The 19,601-nt window shown below is 55.7% G+C and carries 21 protein-coding genes; 12 read left to right on the forward strand and 9 right to left on the reverse strand.

Annotated elements, in window-relative coordinates; genetic code table 11:
* The first annotated feature begins 133 nt into the window (after window positions 1-133).
* The 11 genes from fabD to OUO13_RS09150 all read left to right on the forward strand — a co-directional run bounded on the left by fabD (window position 134) and on the right by OUO13_RS09150 (window position 10,715).
* On the forward strand, window positions 134-1,075 hold the full coding sequence (gene fabD, locus OUO13_RS09100) for an ACP S-malonyltransferase (RefSeq protein ID WP_283173563.1): 942 nt from the start codon (window positions 134-136) through the stop codon (window positions 1,073-1,075).
* 1 nt (window position 1,076) lies between these two features.
* Window positions 1,077-1,817, forward strand: coding sequence for a 3-oxoacyl-ACP reductase FabG (gene fabG, locus OUO13_RS09105; protein ID WP_283173564.1), 741 nt, complete (start codon window positions 1,077-1,079; stop codon window positions 1,815-1,817).
* 43 nt (window positions 1,818-1,860) lie between these two features.
* Entirely contained in the window at window positions 1,861-2,094 is a 234-nt protein-coding gene (gene acpP / locus OUO13_RS09110; RefSeq protein ID WP_283173565.1) for an acyl carrier protein, read from the forward strand.
* A 74-nt stretch (window positions 2,095-2,168) separates the two neighbouring features.
* Entirely contained in the window at window positions 2,169-3,410 is a 1,242-nt protein-coding gene (gene fabF / locus OUO13_RS09115) for a beta-ketoacyl-ACP synthase II (protein ID WP_283173566.1), read from the forward strand.
* A 3-nt stretch (window positions 3,411-3,413) separates the two neighbouring features.
* Entirely contained in the window at window positions 3,414-4,232 is an 819-nt protein-coding gene (pabC, locus tag OUO13_RS09120; RefSeq protein ID WP_283173567.1) for an aminodeoxychorismate lyase, read from the forward strand.
* The gene (mltG, locus tag OUO13_RS09125) at window positions 4,229-5,251 is read left to right on the forward strand and encodes an endolytic transglycosylase MltG (protein WP_283173568.1); all 1,023 of its coding nucleotides are present in this window, start codon (window positions 4,229-4,231) and stop codon (window positions 5,249-5,251) included. Before pabC ends, mltG begins: the two co-directional genes overlap by 4 nt.
* The gene (gene tmk, locus OUO13_RS09130) at window positions 5,248-5,898 is read left to right on the forward strand and encodes a dTMP kinase (RefSeq protein ID WP_283173569.1); all 651 of its coding nucleotides are present in this window, start codon (window positions 5,248-5,250) and stop codon (window positions 5,896-5,898) included. The genes mltG and tmk overlap by 4 nt, the downstream gene beginning before the upstream one ends.
* Window positions 5,895-6,896: a DNA polymerase III subunit delta' gene (gene holB / locus OUO13_RS09135; protein WP_283173570.1), complete on the forward strand. Its 1,002-nt coding sequence runs from the start codon at window positions 5,895-5,897 to the stop codon at window positions 6,894-6,896. Before tmk ends, holB begins: the two co-directional genes overlap by 4 nt.
* Entirely contained in the window at window positions 6,896-7,240 is a 345-nt protein-coding gene (locus tag OUO13_RS09140) for a PilZ domain-containing protein (RefSeq protein ID WP_283173571.1), read from the forward strand. Before holB ends, OUO13_RS09140 begins: the two co-directional genes overlap by 1 nt.
* Before the next feature lie 111 nt (window positions 7,241-7,351).
* Window positions 7,352-10,252, forward strand: coding sequence for an insulinase family protein (locus tag OUO13_RS09145; RefSeq protein WP_283173572.1), 2,901 nt, complete (start codon window positions 7,352-7,354; stop codon window positions 10,250-10,252).
* A 49-nt stretch (window positions 10,253-10,301) separates the two neighbouring features.
* Window positions 10,302-10,715: a VanZ family protein gene (locus OUO13_RS09150; RefSeq protein ID WP_283173573.1), complete on the forward strand. Its 414-nt coding sequence runs from the start codon at window positions 10,302-10,304 to the stop codon at window positions 10,713-10,715.
* A gap of 112 nt (window positions 10,716-10,827) precedes the next feature.
* On the opposite strand, the gene xthA is transcribed toward OUO13_RS09150, so the two are convergent.
* The 4 genes from xthA to tal form a co-directional block, all read right to left on the reverse strand.
* On the reverse strand, window positions 10,828-11,640 hold the full coding sequence (gene xthA / locus OUO13_RS09155; protein ID WP_283173574.1) for an exodeoxyribonuclease III: 813 nt from the start codon (window positions 11,638-11,640) through the stop codon (window positions 10,828-10,830).
* Between the two features lie 89 nt (window positions 11,641-11,729).
* Window positions 11,730-12,587: a DNA replication terminus site-binding protein gene (locus tag OUO13_RS09160; protein ID WP_283173575.1), complete on the reverse strand. Its 858-nt coding sequence runs from the start codon at window positions 12,585-12,587 to the stop codon at window positions 11,730-11,732.
* The gene (locus tag OUO13_RS09165) at window positions 12,584-13,030 is read right to left on the reverse strand and encodes a tellurite resistance TerB family protein (protein WP_283173576.1); all 447 of its coding nucleotides are present in this window, start codon (window positions 13,028-13,030) and stop codon (window positions 12,584-12,586) included. The genes OUO13_RS09160 and OUO13_RS09165 overlap by 4 nt, the downstream gene beginning before the upstream one ends.
* On the reverse strand, window positions 13,027-13,977 hold the full coding sequence (gene tal, locus OUO13_RS09170) for a transaldolase (RefSeq protein ID WP_283173577.1): 951 nt from the start codon (window positions 13,975-13,977) through the stop codon (window positions 13,027-13,029). The genes OUO13_RS09165 and tal overlap by 4 nt, the downstream gene beginning before the upstream one ends.
* Before the next feature lie 212 nt (window positions 13,978-14,189).
* Here tal and OUO13_RS09175 point away from each other — a divergent pair, with 212 nt between their 5' ends.
* Window positions 14,190-14,501 carry a rhodanese-like domain-containing protein gene (locus tag OUO13_RS09175; protein WP_283173578.1) on the forward strand — a complete coding sequence of 104 codons (312 nt, stop codon included), beginning with the start codon at window positions 14,190-14,192 and terminating at the stop codon, window positions 14,499-14,501.
* A gap of 129 nt (window positions 14,502-14,630) precedes the next feature.
* Here OUO13_RS09175 and dusA read toward each other — a convergent pair whose 3' ends face one another.
* The 5 genes from dusA to mnmA all read right to left on the reverse strand — a co-directional run bounded on the left by dusA (window position 14,631) and on the right by mnmA (window position 19,601).
* Window positions 14,631-15,674: a tRNA dihydrouridine(20/20a) synthase DusA gene (gene dusA / locus OUO13_RS09180; RefSeq protein ID WP_283173579.1), complete on the reverse strand. Its 1,044-nt coding sequence runs from the start codon at window positions 15,672-15,674 to the stop codon at window positions 14,631-14,633.
* Window positions 15,675-15,775: 101 nt separating this feature from the next.
* Window positions 15,776-16,798, reverse strand: a complete 1,023-nt coding sequence (locus tag OUO13_RS09185; protein WP_283173580.1) for an aminotransferase class I/II-fold pyridoxal phosphate-dependent enzyme — start codon at window positions 16,796-16,798, stop codon at window positions 15,776-15,778.
* A complete protein-coding gene (gene cbiB, locus OUO13_RS09190) occupies window positions 16,788-17,735 on the reverse strand; it encodes an adenosylcobinamide-phosphate synthase CbiB (RefSeq protein WP_283173581.1) in 948 nt (315 codons plus the stop codon). Before cbiB ends, OUO13_RS09185 begins: the two co-directional genes overlap by 11 nt.
* Before the next feature lie 140 nt (window positions 17,736-17,875).
* A complete protein-coding gene (gene hflD / locus OUO13_RS09195) occupies window positions 17,876-18,499 on the reverse strand; it encodes a high frequency lysogenization protein HflD (protein ID WP_283173582.1) in 624 nt (207 codons plus the stop codon).
* Entirely contained in the window at window positions 18,492-19,601 is a 1,110-nt protein-coding gene (gene mnmA, locus OUO13_RS09200; RefSeq protein WP_283173583.1) for a tRNA 2-thiouridine(34) synthase MnmA, read from the reverse strand. The genes hflD and mnmA overlap by 8 nt, the downstream gene beginning before the upstream one ends.

Below are 19,601 nucleotides of genomic sequence, written 5' to 3' on the forward strand. Positions count from 1 at the left end.
TGTTTACTGGATGCCCGGACGCCCCTACTATTGCGCCGCCTTCTGTTGCAGGCAGCAGAGTAATGCGAGACTCCGGTGATGTTCCGGACTGAATGGTTGGCAACAAGAATACTTAAAGCAGCGGATGAAGCAGATGACACAAGTAATTGCGATGTTCCCTGGTCAGGGTGCCCAGCAGGTGGGTATGCTGGCGGATCTGGCTCAGGAATACAGCCTGATTGGTGAAACCTTTGCGGAAGCGTCCGAAGCGATCGGTGAAGACCTGTGGGCTCTGACCCAGAACGGTCCTGCCGAAACCCTGAATCTGACTTACAACGCCCAGCCAGTGCTGCTGACTTCCAGTGTCGCGCTGCTGCGTCTGGTTCGTTCCCTGTGCCCGGCACTTCAGATTGTTGCCGGTGCTGGTCACTCCCTGGGCGAATACTCCGCTCTGGTGGCGGCTGATGCGATTGATTTTGCTGATGCGGTGCGTCTGGTACGCAAACGTGGTCAGCTGATGGACAAGGCTGTGCCTGCCGGTGAAGGCGGTATGGCGGCGATTCTGGGTCTGGAAGAAGACGCGCTGCGTCAGGTGTGTGCCGATGCAACCGCAGCTGCGGGTGTGGTTGAGCCTGCCAACTTCAATGCTCCAGGTCAGATCGTTATTGCTGGCACTATGGCCGGTATCGAAAAAGCATGTGAGCTGGCCAAAGCGGCTGGTGCCAAGCGTGCGCTGCCTTTGGCGGTCAGTGGTCCATTCCACTCCAGCCTGATGAAAGCCGCAGCTGGTAACTTCGCCGAAGCTCTGGCTGCTGTGAACTGGCGTGCACCGGTGTTTCCGGTGTTTCACAACGTTGATAACGCGATTGCTCCCCTGGCGGAAGTGCAGGAGAAGCTGCTGGCACAACTCTACAGCCCGGTTAACTGGACGGGTGCTGTTGAAGCGGTGCGTGGCAAGGCTGAAGTAGCGATTGAGTTTGGTCCTGGCAAGGTTCTGGCTGGTCTGAACAAGCGTATCGATAAAAACCTGACCACTCTGGGTACTGGCGATGTTGCCAGCCTCAATGAGGTCGTTGCCCTGATTCAAGGACAGTAATATGACAGATAAAGTACTGGCTCTGGTAACCGGAGCTTCTCGTGGTATCGGTCGTGCCGTTGCTGAGCGCCTGGCTCGCACTGGTCACAAGGTAATTGGTACTGCGACCAGCGAATCTGGCGCTGCCGCCATTCGTGAAGCCCTGCAGGCGATTGATCCAGCCAACGATGGCATCGTTCTGAATATTGCGGATGCCGCTCAGACTGCTGAAGCGCTGAAAGCGTTTCTGGATCAGCACGGTACTCCGGAAGTTGTGGTTAACAACGCCGGTATCACCCGTGACAACCTGTTCCTGCGTATGAGTGATGAGGAATGGGAAGCCGTGATCAACACCAACCTGAGTGGTGTGTTCCGTGTTTGCAAGGCAATGGTCAAGCCAATGCTGAAGCAGAAGTCTGGTGCCATTGTGAACGTAAGTTCCATTATTGGTACTACCGGTAATGCCGGTCAGGCCAACTATGCTGCTGCCAAAGCGGGTCTGGAAGGTTTTACCCGTTCCCTCGCTCAGGAAGTAGCCAGTCGCAATATCACTGTGAATTGCGTTGCACCGGGTTTTATTAAAACTGACATGACTGACGTCTTGCCTGAAGCGCAAAAAGAAGCCATTCTAGCGACCGTTCCATGCAAGCGCCTCGGTCAGGCAGAAGAAATCGCCGCCGCGGTAGCCTTTTTGGCCAGCAGCGATGCCAAGTACATTACAGGCCAGACCATTCATGTGAATGGCGGCATGAATATGGGTTAAGGTCGTTCTGGCCTTAAGAAACACTGAAACAGTAGGAAATACCATGAGCAACATCGAAGAACGCGTAAAGAAGATTGTATGTGAGCAGCTGGGTGTTAAAGAAGAAGACGTTAAAGCCTCTTCCTCTTTCGTAGACGACCTGGGCGCTGACTCTCTGGACACCGTTGAGCTGGTAATGGCTCTGGAAGAAGAATTCGAAACCGAAATCCCAGACGAAGATGCCGAGAAGCTGACTACTGTTCAGGAAGCAATCGACTACATCGTTGCGAATCTGTAATAATCGCGACGTCTGAAAGCCGCCTCTTCGGACGCGGCTTTTTTTATGTCTGAAACAGGGAAACCAAAACAGTGATGAGTAAAAGACGGGTGGTGGTTACCGGTCTGGGAACAGTGAACCCGCTGGGCCTGGACGTCGCTTCAACCTGGCAGGCGCTGTGTGAAGGGAAATCAGGTATTGGCCCGATTACCCATTTCGACGCCAGCAGTTATTCCACACAGATAGTCGGCACTGTCAAAGACTTCGACGTTACCAGCGTCATGACCGAAAAAGAGGCTCGCAAGCTCGACCAGTTCCTCCAGTTTGCACTGGTGGCTGCGCATCAGGCGCTTGCAGATGCGGCCTTCCCGGATGACGTGAATCGTGACCGTTTCGGGGTGGCAGTAGGGTCTGGTATTGGTGGCCTGAACACCATCGAACAAAATCATGTCCAGCTGCAAAAGAGCGGTCCGCGTCGGGTATCACCATTCCTGGTGCCGGCGGCTGTTATCAATATGGCGGCTGGTAATATCGCTATCAAATTTGGTCTGCGTGGCCCGAACTTCGCGATCACCACGGCTTGTACTACCGGTACTCATAATATTGGTATGGCGGCCCGCACCATCGCTTACGGCGATGCTGATGTGATGATCGCTGGTGGTGCCGAGGCATCGTCCTCGCCACTGGGTATGGCAGGCTTTGCGGCCGCTCGTGCCATGAGTACCCGTAATGACGAGCCTCAGAAGGCCAGTCGTCCATGGGACAAGGATCGTGACGGCTTTGTACTGAGTGATGGCGCTGCCATGCTGGTTCTGGAATCTCTGGAGCATGCACAGGCACGCGGAGCTCATATTTACGCCGAACTGATCGGTCTGGGTATGAGTGACGATGCGTTCCACGTGACCAGCCCACCGGAAGACGGTTCTGGCGCCCGTGCCGCTATGGCCAATGCGCTGGCGGATGGCAAGGTGCAACCGCAAGAGGTTGATTACATCAATGCTCACGGTACCTCTACCCAGGTCGGCGACATTGCCGAAACCAAAGCGATCAAGTCTCTGTTTGGTGAGCACGCCTATAAAGTGGCGGTGTCATCCACCAAGTCGATGACGGGTCACCTGTTGGGTGCGGCAGGCGCGATTGAGGCCATGATTACGGTTCTGACCATTCAGAACGGCATCATTCCTCCAACCATTAACCTCGACAATCCGGACGAGGGTTGTGATCTGGACTACGTTCCACACACAGCTCGTAAAGCCGATGTCAAAGTGGCACTGTCCAACTCCTTCGGTTTTGGTGGTACCAACGGCAGTCTGTTGTTCCGTCGTTTCGAAGCCTGATCGATGAGCAGTGTGATATGCCAGCTGGCAGGGCAGTGGGCTGACCACTGGCCTGCTCTGGATCGGGGTTTGCAGTACGGTGATGGTCTGTTCGAGACCATTCGCCTCGACTCCCGCGGTGGAATGCCACTACGGGAGTATCATTTCGAACGTTTGCAGCAAGGTCTGCAACGTCTTTACTTCCCCTCGCAAGTGCTGGATCAGGTAATCCTTTCCTGGCAGCAGCTTTCCATTCCTGACGGCGCTACTGGCGTCAAACTGCTGCTTACTCGTGGAGAAGCGGCGCGCGGTTATGCCATTCCTGCTATTCCGGCGGTGAACCTGCAGTGGCAGTTCTTTACGTCCCCTGAATGGCGATGGAAGAGCAAGCCAGAGGGTTTGGTAACAGGTGTGAATCCTGTGCGTCTCGGCAATCAGCCATTGCTGGCAGGCCTCAAACATCTGAATCGACTCGAACAGGTTCTGGCGCGGCAGGCGTTTCAGCCGGGCTGGGATGAGAGTTTGATGCTGGATCAGGATGATTTGCTGGTCGAAGGCTGTATGTCCAATCTTTACTGGATAAAAAACGGAACGATTTTTACGCCGTCGCTGGCTAAAGCCGGTGTTAACGGTGTTATTCGTCGCTGGTTATCTGCACAACGGTCCATACTGGAAACAGAAGCTCGCTTGGATGAGCTGTATCAGGCCGATCTGGTGTTTATGAGTAACGCCCTTAACGGGCTGGTACCCATTGCTGCCCTGGATGGGCAGTCTTTGTCACAGGCGCCCGCCGCTTTGGCGGAATTGCGGGCCCTGCAATCTGAACTGGAAGCATGCTTTTGAAAAAACTGTTCGCATCTCTGATTGTACTGCTGGTGATTCTGGCGGCCTTGTTGTCGGCGCTCTGGAGCTTGCCGATGAAGAACACCCAGGAAGTGCTGATTGAAGTTGGTCAGGGCGATACCCTGCGTAGCAAATCATCAGAATGGGAGGCACAAGGCTGGTTGCCATCAGCGGCGCTGTTGCGTATGCAGGCGCGGGTTCTCAAAAAAGGGACGTTACGGGCTGGTGAATATATGGTGCCGACCGGACTGGATGGCCCGGCGTTTCTGGACTGGCTGGAAGCCGCCAGGCCACTTACCTACAAGGTGCGTTTTATTGAAGGCACTCGCCTGACCGATGCGATTGAAGCCATTCGTACTGCACCGCGCCTGAAGCAGGATATCGATCCACTGACACCCGCCAGCATCGCTCAGTTGCTTGGTCTGGAGGGAAATGTTGAAGGTATGCTGTTCCCGGACACCTATGTTTATCAGGGTGGGGAGCGTGCCTCGGCAATCATTCGTCAGTCTTATCGCATGATGCAAACCCAGCTGCAGGATGCATGGGAGAAACGTGCCCAGAATCTGCCGTACCAGACTCCGTATGAGGCGCTGATCATGGCGTCGATTGTTGAGAAAGAAACCTCGCTGGCGTCTGAACGTCCACAAATTGCCGGTGTGTTTGTGCGCCGCCTGCAGAAAGGAATGCGTCTGGAAACGGATCCGACGGTGATTTACGGTCTTGGCAGTACCTATGCCGGTGATTTACGTCGAAGCCATTTGCAAGACGAAAATAACCCTTACAACACCTATCGCATCAAGGCCTTGCCACCAACGCCAATTGCCATGGCCGGGCGTGCCGCGATTGATGCAGCCCTGCATCCGGCGGATGGCAATAACCTGTTTTTTGTGGCGCGTGGTGACGGTTCTCATGTGTTCTCGGCAACGCTGGATGCTCATAACGCGGCCGTTAACGAATACCAGATTCGTAATCGTTCAAAAGCCTATCGTTCAACTCCGGCAAAGGAGGCCAGTCAGTGAGCAAACATTATTCTGGTCGTTTTATTACCTTTGAGGGCGGAGAAGGTGCTGGCAAAAGCACCAATATCCAGTTCTGCGCCGACTGGCTCAGCGCCCGAGGTCAGGAAGTACTGCTGACCCGCGAGCCGGGCGGTACGCCGATTGCCGAGCTGATCCGCTCGCGTTTATTGAAGGCCAATCATTCCGAAAGTATGGACCCGCTGGCCGAACTGCTGCTGATGTTTGCCGCTCGTGCCCAGCATGTGAACCGGGTGATACGTCCGGCACTGCAGTCGGGTTGTTGGGTGCTGTGTGACCGGTTTACTGACTCGACCATCGCTTATCAGGGCTTTGGGCGCGGTCTTGATCTCGAACAGATTGCCACGCTGAAAAACATGACTCATGGGGATCTGGCACCCGACCGGACGTTCCTGCTGGATACCCCTGTTGAGGTTGGTATGGCGCGGGCGCGTGGTCGCGGTGCGGCGCTGGGTGAAGAAACCGATCGTTTTGAACGTGAGCAGCTGGCTTTCTTCGAGCGTGTACGGGAAGGTTTTCAGGCGCTGGCGGCAACCAATCCGCACTTTGTGACCATTGATGCAACTCAGTCGCTGGATCTGGTGCAAAGCCGTTTGCAGTCTGAATTGGAGCGTTTGCTGGCGTCATGACCGACATGTCGTTGTACCCCTGGCAACAGGGGGTGTGGAGTGATCTTGGCAGGCGTCACCAGCAGGGTGGTTTGCCTCACGCCTTGATGTTTACCGGGCCTCGCGGTGTTGGCAAGCAGGTGATGAGCCTGATGCTGGCACGCTGGTTGTTGTGCAGTGAGCGTGATCGCCAATCACTGGCTTGTGAACGTTGCCACAGTTGCCAGCTTTGGGCTGCAGGTAATCATCCCGATTTTATGCTGGTGACGCCGGAAGACGGTGGTCGTCAGATTCGTATCGACAGTGTTCGCCAGCTCAATGAATTCCTCAGTCAGACTCCACAAATCAGCCGTTGCCAGGTGGTTATTCTGCGTCCGGCCGAAGTTCTGAATCACAATGCTGCCAATGCGCTGCTCAAGACGCTCGAAGAACCGCCGGGCGAAAGTTTTATCCTGCTGGAATCCGAGCGTTTTGGTTCTGTGTTGCCGACGATTCGCAGTCGCTGCCAGCGCGTGGTTTTGCCCGTTCCTGCACATGCCGAGGCCATGGCCTGGTTGCAGCAACAAGGGCGCTCTGCGGATCAGGCGGCAGATGCCTTGCGTCACAATCAGGGTGCGCCGCTGGCAGCAAATGCCTGGCTGGAGGACGATGGACATGCCCAACACCGACGTTGGCTGGAAGAGTTGGCGACATGGTGTGATGGCCGTACACGTCTGGATCTGGCGCTGGGACACTGGAAAACCATCGAATTGGAGCCGCTGGTATGGTGGATGAACCGTGTGGCTGCGGATTTGCTGCGTGCCGCATGTGGTGCCAGCAACAGTCAGTTGCTCGATCCGGACGTGCCAGCCCGTTTGGGGGGCGCTACTCTGGATAGAACAAAACTGTTAGCCTTGCAGTCACGATTGGCAGAAGTTCTCGCACAAGTGCAAGGTGGTGCTGGCCACTTTAATCGCCAGCTGCTGGTGGAATCGTTGCTGATTGACTGGCGAAGTCTGATAACCCAAGGGAGACGTTAATGGCAAATATGGGTCGTAGCGGTATTCTGACGCTCACCATCAAGGACAAGGCCGTTTTGTACGCAGCCTATATGCCTTTTATCAGGGACGGTGGTTTGTTTATCCCGACCAGCAAGCCTTATCAGCTGGGCGATGAAGTATTCCTGTTGTTGCAGTTGCTGGACGATGCCGAAAAGTTGCCCGTGGCGGGCAAGGTTGTGTGGCTGACGCCAGCAGGAGCTCAAGGTAACAAGGCCGCTGGTATTGGTGTGCAGTTCAGTCCCGACAGTTCGCTGGCGCGTGACCGCATCGAGACACATCTGGCTGGTGCGCTGAAGTCCGATCGTCTTACCCATACCATGTAAAAGATTCTGCTGGGCTGTTGCGGCAGCCCCGGTGGCCTGTGTGATTGGCGGGCCGGTTTTCTGTATCGCATTGCCTGCTGGTGATGCCCGAGTTGTATATAGGTCAGGTTTATGTCGAATTCATCTGCATTTCGCTACATTGGTGCTACCCCGGTTGAGTCGCTCAACCTTGAGGTTCAGCACTACGAACACATTGCTACTGGCGCCGTGCATTACCACCTGGCCTGCGATCACGACGAAAAAGCCTTTATGGTTGCCGTGCGCACCATGCCCAAGGACTCCACCGGTGTCGCCCACATTCTCGAGCATACGGTGCTGTGTGGTTCTGAGAAGTATCCGGTACGCGATCCGTTCTTCATGATGACGCGTCGTTCTCTGAACACCTTCATGAACGCCATGACCAGCAGTGACTGGACTGCTTACCCGTTTGCATCGCAGAACAGCAAGGACTTCAACAACCTGCTGGATGTTTATCTTGATGCGGTGTTTTTCTCGCGTCTGCATCCGCTCGACTTCGCCCAGGAAGGTCATCGTCTGGAGTTCGAAAACCCGGATGATCCGCAGTCACCTCTGGTTTTCAAGGGCGTTGTGTACAACGAGATGAAAGGTGCGATGTCGTCACCTGTGTCTCAGTTGTGGCAGGGGGTGAGCTCCTATCTGTTCCCGACAACTACTTACCATTACAACAGTGGCGGTGAGCCAGCGGAAATTACCCGCCTGAGCTACGACCAGTTGCTGAAGTTCTACCGCAGTCATTACCACCCGAGCAACGCGGTGTTTATGACCTTCGGTAATCTCGACGTTGCTGAGCTGCAAGACAAGCTGGAATTCCAGGTGCTGAGCCGTTTTGAGCGTCAGAACCAGAGCTGGAGTGTTCCGGCTGAGCGTCGTTATCCGGCGCCGGTTGCCATTCAGGAACAGTACGGCGTTGATGGTGATGACCTCAGTGCCCGTACTCACCATGTGGTGGGTTGGCTGTTGGGTTTCTCCACCGATCTCGATGCCCAGCTGGAAGCCCAGCTGCTGAGTCAGGTGTTGCTGGATAACAGTGCTTCGCCACTGCGCAAGGCACTGGAGCAGACCGAGCTGGGTGGTTCACCATCACCGCTGTGTGGTCTGGAAGAATCCAATCGCGAAATGAGCTTTATCTGTGGCATTGAAGGCAGTGAGCCTGAGCATGCCGCGGCTCTGGAGCAACTGGTGCTGGATACTCTGGGTGAGGTGGCGAAGAAGGGTGTTGATCCTTCGGTGGTTGAGTCGGCTCTGCACCAGCTTGAATTACATCAGCGTGAAATTGGCGGCGACCATTACCCATATGGCCTGCAACTGATCTTTAATGCTCTGCCAGCCGCGACTCACTATGGTGATCCGGTTGCCATGCTGAACCTTGAACCTGCGCTGGCGCGTCTGCGTGCCAAGGCCAGTCAGCCTGGTTTTATTCAGGAAGCCGTTACCCGTCTGCTGCTGAATAACCGTCACCGTGTGCGTTACAGTCTGGTGCCGGATAGCGGCCTGAATGCTGAAGCCAAACGGCTGGAAGAACAGCGTCTGGCGGATATTCGTGCATCGCTGAGTGAAGAGCAGCTTGCTGAAATTCGTACACAGGCCGAAGCCCTGCAAGAGCGTCAGGCTGATCATGACGATCCGGGCATTCTGCCGCAGGTGACTCTGGCCGATGTGAAGCCGGAAATCGCCTACGTCCATCCGACCGCTCGCAATAGCGACGGTCTGCCGGTGACCGACTATGTGGCCGGTACCAACGGTATTATTTACCAGCAACTGATGCTGGATCTGCCAACCCTGTCGGCTGAAGAAATCAGCTGGCTGCCATTGTTCACCAACGCCTGGACCGAAGTGGGTGCGGGTGGCAATGATTACCTTGATCAGCAACAGAAGCAGACTTCGCTGGTGGGCAGCCTCAGCACCTATTCCACCATTCGTAGCGGTGTCAGCAACTGTGAGCAGCTGCAAGGTTACCTGGTGATGAGTGGCAAGGCGCTTGGCAGCAAGGCCGGTGACTTCAGTGGTTTGATGCAGGAAACCTGGCAGACCGCCCGTTTCGATGAAAACGAGCGTCTGCTGGATCTGTTGACTCATATGAAATCACGCAAGGAATCCGGTGTAACCGGTTCCGGCCACAGTCTGGCGATGGCCGCCGCCGCAGCGTCCCTGAACCCGGCTGCCAATATTTCCAACGCACTGTCAGGTATGCCACAGTTGGTCGCTCTGAAACAACGTCTGAAAGCGGCTCAGGCCGATGATGGCGCCAGTCTCAGTGCCGCTCTGGGAGCCATGTACAGCAAGATTCTGAAGACCCCGGGTGAAGCGCTGCTGGTGCACGATGACGCCCATCGTCTGGCGCATCTGCAGGCGGTTGCCGGTCTGTGGACACCGGATAGCGCCAATACTGCTCGCCCTCTGCAGTGGCAAATGCAGGATGCCGGAAGCTGGTGGATGGTGGATTCCCAGGTGAACTTTTGCGCCTGGGCGCTGCCTACAGTGACCATGGATCACCCGGATGCACCAGCCTTGTCAGTATTGGGTGGTGTGTTGCGTAACGGCTTCCTGCATACCGCGATTCGTGAGAAAGGTGGTGCGTATGGCGCGGGTGCTACTCACGATTCTTCTCAAGCCTGCTTCAAGTTCTACTCCTACCGCGATCCTCGGGTAGAAGGCACCTTTGACGACTTTGCTGCGTCGATTGACTGGGTGCTGGAACGTGAAGAAGGTGATGAGCTGGTCGAACAGGCTATCCTTGGCCTGATCGGTGGAATGGATCGTCCGGGTTCTCCTGCTGGTGAAGCCAAGCAGGTATTCCATATGGAGCGGGGTGGTCGCACCCGCGAATTGCGTCAGCAATTCCGTGAGCGTCTGCTGGTAACGCGCTGGAGCGATGTGCAGCGTGTGGCTGATCAATATCTGCGAGGTCAGGCTGGTAGCAAGGCGGTTATTGCGCCGCGCAACAGTCAGGCAATTGCAGAGAGAATCGGGCTGACGGCGGTCGATTTCTGATGCAGAATGCACGGCGGCCAAAGGCCGCCGTTTTTGTTTGGGTGGGATTATGTTGAGTTCAGTTAACTGTGTGATGTCCCGGATTGCCTCCCAGCGTACCGCATTGGTCTTGTTGTTGCGGGTGACGCTGGCCGCTTTGATAATTGCCGTGGTTTGGAAATCGCTGGAACCCAATGGTGGTGCCACCATCGCCGGTTCCGACAAGCTCGCCCATGGTCTGGCCTATATGAGTGTTACGGTGGTTGGTCTGAATAACTTCCGGGCGCTGCGCTTCAAGTTGCTATTTATTATGTTCGCGCTGGCGTTGGGTGCTTGTATGGAATACGGCCAGTCGTTTGTGCCGGGTCGTGATATGTCGTTGGGTGATATGATTGCGAATGCAGTTGGTGTGTCGATCGGGATTGCGGCGTATATCCCGTTCAGTTTCTGGCGCCGTCGTCGCCTGCAAATGGCAATGGCCTGATCGTTCAGGCGTTCTCAGACAGGTCAGATCGTTTGTTACCAAACTGGCTGCTCCGCAAGGATCAGCCAGTTTTTGTTTTCAGGGCGCCAATTCTGGTTTGGCAGGTGCCGAATCAGACCACCCGGGACCAGATAGGAGCGTGGTCGGAGGGTTTTTCCATACCGCGAATATCGTAGCTGATACCCGCTGCTTCGCAGCGTGCCAGCAGTGGAGCGGTCATCAGAATGTGGTCGATACGCAGACCGCGCTTCGGATCATCTTCAAATCCACGTGAGCGGTAATCAAACCAGCTGAATTGCTCCTGGCTGTCTGGATAATGTTTGCGGTAACTGTCGCTCAGGCCCCAGCCCAATAATTTCTGGTACCACTCGCGCTCTTCCGGCAGGAAGGAACATTTGCCGGTCTTCAACCAGCGTTTGGCGTTGGCATCACCAATGCCAATGTCGGTATCTTCCGGAGAGATGTTCATATCTCCCATCACGATGACGTTGTCGGCAGGCGTGAAGGTTTCGTTCAGATAACGCAGCAGATCTGCATAGAACTTCTGTTTGGCCGGAAACTTGGTTTCGTGGTCGCGACTTTCGCCCTGTGGAAAATAACCGTTCAGAACGTGCACCAGTTCATCACCCATGCGGTAGGTGCCGTGGATCAGACGTTTCTGGGCTTCTTCATCGTCCCATGGCCAGCCTTTAACGACCGCAACAGGGGCTTCCAGGCTCAGCAGCGCAACACCGTAGTGACTCTTTTGACCAAAAAATTCGACGTGGTAACCCAGAGCCTGCACATCAGCGAGCGGGAATTGTTCGTCGTGAACCTTGGTTTCCTGCAGACCAATAATGTCAGGAGCCAGTTGGTCACGCAGGGCTTCGAGCTGGTGAGGACGGGCGCGCAGGCCGTTGATGTTAAAGCTGACGAATGTAGTCATGGGAATTCTTTGCTGCCTGGAATTGGGCTGAATAATAACACGACCAGTACCATCATTGCGGTTACTGGCCGGTATGAAGTCGGAGTTGCTTAGTTGTCAGCCCTATAGGTATAAGCACGCAGACTGGGCAGATACGGCTCATCACTGATGCGCTGATCACCACGGGCCTGACGGGTGCGTCCTGGTGGTGGTTCCGGGCTGATGCGGTTGTGCTGCGGCAGAATGCCATTGTCACCGGCGATGAACAGTGGCAATGCAACGTTCATGGCCTTGCGGGTTTCTGCACCGGGTTGACCAAACACCAGATTGGCCCGTACCACGGGGGCCTGGTTCTGGATGCGGGCGAGCAGGGTGCCGGGAGGTAACATTCCGAGTTTTTCCAGTTGAATCTGGATGTGGGCCTTGTCTTCGCCCAGATCAAGCAGCATTGCTTCCGCTTCGGCGAGAGTCAGCTTGCGGATCGAGCGGCCGTTGACATACCAGCTGAAGCCAACACGCACGGGTGCCTGCTCAAGAATCGGGATATGCCGGAAACATTGCTTCAGGTGAATTCGGCTCAAGCCGGTCAGGGATAGTTTGTCGCGCAGATCTGACGGTCGTTCGGTGAGCTGCTGCAGGCTGTTCTTCCAGGTGGGAAGGTCCTGTTTTTCCTGCTGTACCAGCGCCCGGAAGTGATCCTTGGCGGCGTTGATGCCATGAATCAGTTCGATGCAGCGACTGTCGGCCTGGATCAAGCCATGGCGGGAGCGGGTTTCCCGCCCATCCTGATGGCCACGATACCAGAGGTCGCACAGCAACTCGCAGGCAAAATCGAGCGGGCCACACATCTGTTCTTCGGTTGGATTGAGTGGAATCCAGTGAGCAGGCTGGGATGTCGTCAGATGCTGCGCCAGCTGGTGAAGCTGATGCTGGAGGTCATCAAACGCGTCGATCAGTTCGGTAATCACGAGTTGGGGCGAGCCTTCAGTTTGGCGCGTATAAATTCGCTGTGCGGAATGTACAGCAGCTCGGATATACGGCGAATGATGTGTTCTTCATAACGGTCCAGGCCGTTGCTGGCCCATGCGACCTGCCACAAACCGGTCAGCAATTCAAATTTCTGTGTTTCGCTGAAGTGCTGGTGCACCAGTTCGGTGAACTGATAAAGGTCATTGGCGTCGGCGGCGGTGGTTTCGGCCTGCCGAATCAGTTCTTCCACATTGTCCGGTGTAAGTGAAGTGAATAGGTTGGCAAGGACGTCTCGCATCGCTTGGCGTTCACTATCATCAATCGAAAGATCGGCACGCATGACTTCAACCAGCAGGCTGGCAGCGGCGAGGTCTGTGGTGTGTTTGCTGGCTGGAGCGGCGGTTACGCCGTCCAGCAATTGTTTGAACAGTCGTGCAATCATGCCAGTTCGCTGAGCGTGCGCTCCAGTGTGTTCTGGTCCTGGGCGAAGCGGCGAATACCATCGGCCAGCTTGTCGGTTGCCATGGCATCTTCGTTCATGGCCCAACGGAATTCAGCTTCGTTCATGGACAGTTTCGGAATATCGGAATGTGCAGTTTCGACACTCAACAGGCGCGCCAGTTCATCCTTGTCGTCCGCCAGTTGTGCCAGCAGGTCCGGGCTGATGGTGAGTTTGTCGCAGCCTGCGAGCTGTTCGATCTCGCCGGTATTACGGAAGCTGGCTCCCATTACGACGGTGTTGTAGTCATGCTGCTTGTAGTAATTGTAGATGCGGCTTACGGATTGTACGCCAGGGTCGTTGGCGCCTGAGTAATCGGGGCCTGGCTGATTGGATTTGTACCAGTCCAGAATACGGCCTACAAATGGCGAAATCAGGGTAACACCGGCTTCGGCGCAGGCAACCGCCTGGGCAAAGCTGAACAGCAGGGTCAGGTTGCAACGGATACCTTCGGATTCGAGCTGACGCGCGGCCTGAATGCCTTCCCAGGTAGAAGCAATCTTGATCAGGATGCGGTCTTTGCCAACGCCGGCTTCCTGGTACATGGCGATCAGTTTGCGCGCCTTGGCCAGAGTTGCGTCGGTATCAAATGACATACGGGCGTCCACTTCGGTGGAAATCAGGCCCGGGATCATGGTGAGAATTTCACAACCGATCATTACGGCCAGCTTATCTGCAGCGTTAGCGGCCAGGGATTCACCATTTTTGGTGTTACGGGCCCACTCAATGGCTTGGGTCAGCATCGGCTGATAGGCAGGCAGACTGGCGGCTTTCAGGATCAGCGACGGGTTGGTGGTCGCGTCCTGGGGCTGGTGGCGGCGAATGGCTTCAATGTCACCGGTATCGGCAACTACTACGGTCATAGCACGAAGTGCGTCCAGCTTTGTCATGTGCAATCCTGATCTATTTCTTTGTTAGAGTTCCTTCTCCTAGATTGTCCTATCCCTTGCTCAGCGTCAAATATCGGTCGCATCAGGACGTTATTCTTTCGTTATTCGTAAAACAGCAGGAACAACCCGTACCTATTATTCAGGGACCTTTGGTTGAAATGCATCGGCTGTTTGCCTGGAATTGTGATGAATCGGAATAAGGAGAATCGAATATGAAGTGGATACTGATTGCGTTACTGAGCTTGCCGATGATGGCGATGGCTGGCCCTAAAGTGCTGATTGATGTACGCACTGCGGGTGAGTTTGAAAAGGCTCATCTGGAAGGCGCTGCCAATTTGCCGGTAGACAAGATTTCCGAGCAGATTGGTATGCTGGGGCTGTCGACGTCGGATGAAATTCTGCTGTATTGCCGTTCTGGTCGTCGCGCCGATATCGCCAAAAACAAGCTGGAATTCCTCGGTTACACCAAGGTTCGTAACCTCGGTGGCATCGACGATGCACGTGCTGCGCTGGCGAAAAAGTAAGTCGTCAGTCGCTGATCTGTTCGCCGCCATGACATCGGAGGGCAAGCAGATCAGCCGTGTTGCTGGATGCTGGCTCGAACAAAGGGCGAGTGATTCCGCCCTTGGAGTTCTGTCGGTTGAAGGGTGTTTTTAATAACCCATCAGCTGCAGTGCCTGCTCCATGATTTCCGGACCAGCATTGCGGCGGTGGGCGTTTTCGCTGATGTGACGACGGTACAGGCGGGCACCGTTCTGGCCATGGAAGAAGCCCAGTGTATGGCGGCTGATGTGATGCAGTGGTGCACCGCGCCCACATTGTTCTTCAATGTACGGGTACAGGCTACGAATAATCGCCGCCTTGTCGGCTTCCCGTGGTTCAGCGCCGTAATACAGCTGATCAACCTCCGCCAGTAATGCCGGGTTGTGATAGGCCTCGCGACCTACCATCACGCCGTCTACGTGTTGCAGGCACTCCTGCATCTGCTCATGGTTGTTCAGGCCGCCGTTAATAAGGATTTCCAGATGAGGAAATTCCTGCTTCAGACGGTACACAAAGTCGTACTTCAACGGCGGAATTTCGCGGTTTTCCTTCGGCGACAAGCCCTGCAGGATGGCCTTGCGAGCGTGCACAATGAATACCTCGCAGCCAGCGTCCGCAACGGTGCCAACAAAATCGCGCATCTGTTCATAACTGTCCTGATCATCAATGCCAATCCGGTGTTTCACCGTCACATCAATGCTGCAGGCATCCCGCATGGCCTTGACGCAGTCGGCGACCAGTTGCGGATGTGCCATCAGGCAGGCACCAATCATGTTGTTCTGCACCCGGTCACTTGGACAGCCAACGTTGAGGTTGGCCTCGTCATAACCCCATTGCTCGGCGTAGGTCGCACACTGCGCCAATGCCTGTGGGTCACTGCCACCCAACTGCAGGGCAATCGGGTGCTCAATATCGTGATATTCCAGATAACGTTCGCGATTGCCGTACACAATGGCACCGGTGGTCACCATCTCGGTATACAGAACGGCGTTACGGGTCAGCTGACGCCAGAAGTAGCGGCAATGGCGATCGGACCAGTCCATCATCGGAGCGGTGGTGAATGTCCGGTCCAGCTTTTTACCCTTGGAATAGGCAGTTGATCCGGCCGTTGTCAGGCTGGCTGCGAGAGATGTGTCGATATCGGATGAGGTCATGTATAGGCTTTCTGGGCACTGGCGTGCCGTCGGTACAAAACAGGCGCGGGAGTATCGCATGTTGAACGCGGTTGCGCATTAAATGTGCTGGCAAAGTCTGGTTATACCGCGCTCAGTGCGGTCTGTAGATGCGAAAACTCGGCATCGGCGGGCAGTGATATTCGAACCCAGTCGCTGCCAAGGCGGATATGGATACCCTGTTCGCGCAGGGCAGCAGTGAGCCATTTGGCTTTGGCAGGTGTTGTGTGCCAGCTGTAGAACAGAGGTGTGTGCTGGCAGGTCGGAGCATCCAGCAGGCTGCAAACCAGCGGGGCGATTTCACGCTGAAAGCGTTGATTGCGGACACGCAGCGACTCGTATGCGCGGGCTTGCCATTCTCGATCCAGCAAGGCGGCGCTGACGATTTCGATCGCCGGGGTGGCAATTGGCCAGGGACCGGTGAGGACACGCAACGGCTGTTGCAAGCTAGGATCTCCAAACGCAAATCCAATCCGTGCTCCGGGTAAACCAAAAAATTTGCCGACCGATCGTAACAGGATGCAGTTGGCTGGCAGTGGTTGCGTCAGCCAGCTGTGTTGCGGGTAAACATCGATAAAGGCTTCATCGATGATCAGCCAGCGTTGTTCGCCTTGCTGGTAAGCGTTCTGCAGGTACTGAAATAGCGGTTGGCGGAAATCCTGGCCCAGCAGCAGTCCGCCCGGATTGTTGGGGTTGATAATAACGGCGACATCCCAGTCGTTATGAAGTAGCGATTCCGGGTACTGGTATTGGTGCAGTTGGTAACCCCACTTCTGCCAGCAAAACGCATGTTCCTGATAGCCCATGCTCGGCACCATAACCCGTTTGCCGATGTCCTGGCTGGCAAGCAGTGGCGGCAATATCTCAATCAACTGCTGGGTGCCGGCTCCGACTGCGATGGGGCGTTGTCCGTAGTATTCCTGTGCAGCGTTAAACAAACGCTCCGGACTGGGGAGTTCGTACCAGCATCGTGGGTCAGGGGCAGGAACCGGCCATGGCTCGCGATTGCAGGCCGACGACAGGTCCAGCCATGGGTGTTGCCCTGACTGTTGCTGTTGTTCCTGAAGATCGCCGCCGTGGTGCGGTGGCGTCAGGTCAAAATACACAGGCAGCGATTCCGACCACGGCTACCCAGAGGTAAACGCCCTTATCGACCAGCCAGATGGCGCGATCCAGATCGGTCGCAACAGGAATCTGGCCTTCTCCCAGCGGTGGCCGTTGCTGGATTTCGCCAAAGTACTGGGCTTTGCCACCCAGTTGTAACTGCAGTGCACCAGCACCGGCTGCCATGACCGGTCCTGCATTGGGGCTTTTCCAGTTTGAGCCTTGCTGGCGAGCACACTTGAGCGCCGTGCGGCTGTTACCGCAGGCGGCATAGGTCAGCACCACGAGGCGCGCCGGAATAAAATTCAGGACGTCGTCAACACGGGCTGCACACCAGCCAAAATGCAGCAGGAATTCGGTTTTGTAGCCCCACATGGCATCCAGGGTATTAGCGAAGCGGTACAAGAGTGCGCCGACCGGGCCAAGTATCAGAAACCAGAAGATAGGGGCAAATACGGCATCGCTGCCGTTTTCCAGCACGGATTCGATCCCGGCTTTGGCGATTTCTTCTTCATTTAACTGGTCAGTATCACGGCTGACAATGCGACCAACCGCGTTGCGGGCTTCCTGCAAGTGGCCGAGGCACAGGGGTACAGCAATTGCCAGTGCATGCAGGCGCAGGCTTTGCCAGCCGACGGTGAAGTAGAGCACCAGTGTGCTGATCACGAAATGCAACCAGTCGGGGCTGAGCTCTAGTAGCAGTGCCAGTAACAGAACGGGCGGCAGAACCGTGATCAGCCAGGCCAGTACGCCAAACCAGCGCTGACGCCAGCGGTCTTCTTCGATGGATTTTTGCAGGCGGCGGCGACAGAAGGCTGCCCACTTGCCGAAGCCGATCAATGGATGCCAACGGCTGGGCTCGCCAAACATCCGGTCGATGACCAGCGCGGCGATCAGGGCATAAACAGTCGTTACCAGGTGTCCGATGGGGAGTTCCATTCAGGCTTCCAGACATTGGGTCAGAGAATCAATGGCACCCTTGCGGGCACCATTGTGCATCGGTTTGCGTGGTCTTCGAAAATAAGTCTGGGCTGGCCGATGCGGGGGTTGGCTGGGTGTCACCGGTATTCCGCTGCCAATCAGCTGGTGGGCAGCAGTTGGGCGACTTCCTGCAGGTATTGCTTACGCTTCAGTAACAGATGCCAGCGTGAGCCGCCTACCTGGCGCCACAGAATCGCAGCGCGAATACCCGCCAGCAGCAGGGCGCGAACCTTGTTGGCTGTCTGAGGATTTTGCAGATAGGTCGGATTACCGGTGACGTGAATCCGGAACGACATTTTGCTGAGCGTGTTTTTGTACACTTCCGCAATGGCAGCGATGGTGTTCTCGTGCGTTACGCTGAAGTGTTCCGCCTGACGGGAAGCCTGCTGGATACCGTCACCAAGCGCCGCAAACGTGGCGCGATCGCGTTTCAGCTTGTTTTCCAGCTGCAGGATCGACACAACGTAACGTTGTACATCCGGGCTGATGCCAGCCTGAATGCCGGATGCCATGGTATTGAACGTATCCAGCCCAAGATGCAGGGTTTCGCGGGCGTTGCCATACACGTCGTCGAAGGTTTTCGGGCTCTGGATAAACAGGCTGCCTAACAGTGGTTCGCTGTATTCGCGTGGCACATCACCAGTGCGGGCCAGCTGTTCAACCAATGTGGCGGCTTGTACAACCGCCGCCATGGCAATGGCTTGTTCGCGACGATCACTCATCGTTATTCCCCGTGGTTTCGATGACGCCGCCACCGAGACAGATTTCGCCCAGATAGAAGACAGCGGATTGGCCCGGCGTGATGGCTCGTTGTGGTTGGTCAAAGCGGACGCGATAAACCGACTTACCGTTTTGCTCGACCTTGTCGATCACACAGTCCTGATCATCCTGGCGGTAGCGCACCTTGGCGGTACAGCGCAGTGGCAGTTGTGGCTCATCATTGACCCAGAATACCTGCTCGGTGGTCAGCCAATCCTTGAACAGCAGTGGATGATTACTGCCTTGCACGGCGACCAGCACGTTGCGTTCGAGGTCTTTGCCGGCCACGAACCAGGGAGCATCCGGGTGGTTCTTCAGGCCGCCAATACCCAGCCCCTGGCGTTGGCCAAGGGTGTGGTACATCAGACCCTGGTGTTCGCCAATGTCCTCACCTTCCGGCGTCTGGATGCGTCCGGGTTGGGCCGGCAGATACTGTTTCAGGAAGTCGCGGAAGCGACGCTCGCCAATGAAGCAAATGCCGGTGGAGTCTTTTTTGTGGGCGGTAATCAGGCCGTTTTCTTCGGCGATACGGCGTACTTCCGGCTTTTCCAGTTCACCAACCGGGAACAGGGTCTGGGCGATTTCCTTGCCGCCGACGGCGTGCAGGAAATAGCTCTGATCCTTGTTGGGGTCGAGGCCTTTTAACAGCTGGGTTTCACCGTTGATGTCACGGCGACGGACGTAGTGGCCGGTGGCAATCAGATCGGCACCCAGGATACGGGCGTAATCGAGGAACGCCTTGAACTTGATTTCGCGGTTACACAGGATGTCCGGATTCGGCGTGCGTCCGGCCTTGTACTCGGCCAGAAAATATTCAAACACGTTATCCCAGTACTCAGCGGCAAAGTTGGCCTGATGCAGTGGGATACCGATGGTGTCACATACCTTTTGGGCGTCAGCCAGGTCTTCCTTGGCGGTACAGTATTCGGTGCCGTCGTCTTCGTCCCAGTTCTTCATGAACAGGCCTTCTACGTGGTAACCCTGATCTTTCAGGAGCCAGGCAGATACGGACGAGTCAACACCGCCGGACATACCAACGATGACTTTGATGTGGCTATTCGACAT

The organism is Parathalassolituus penaei (genome assembly GCF_026626885.1).
Classification (GTDB): Bacteria; Pseudomonadota; Gammaproteobacteria; order Pseudomonadales; family Oceanobacteraceae; genus Oceanobacter; species Oceanobacter penaei.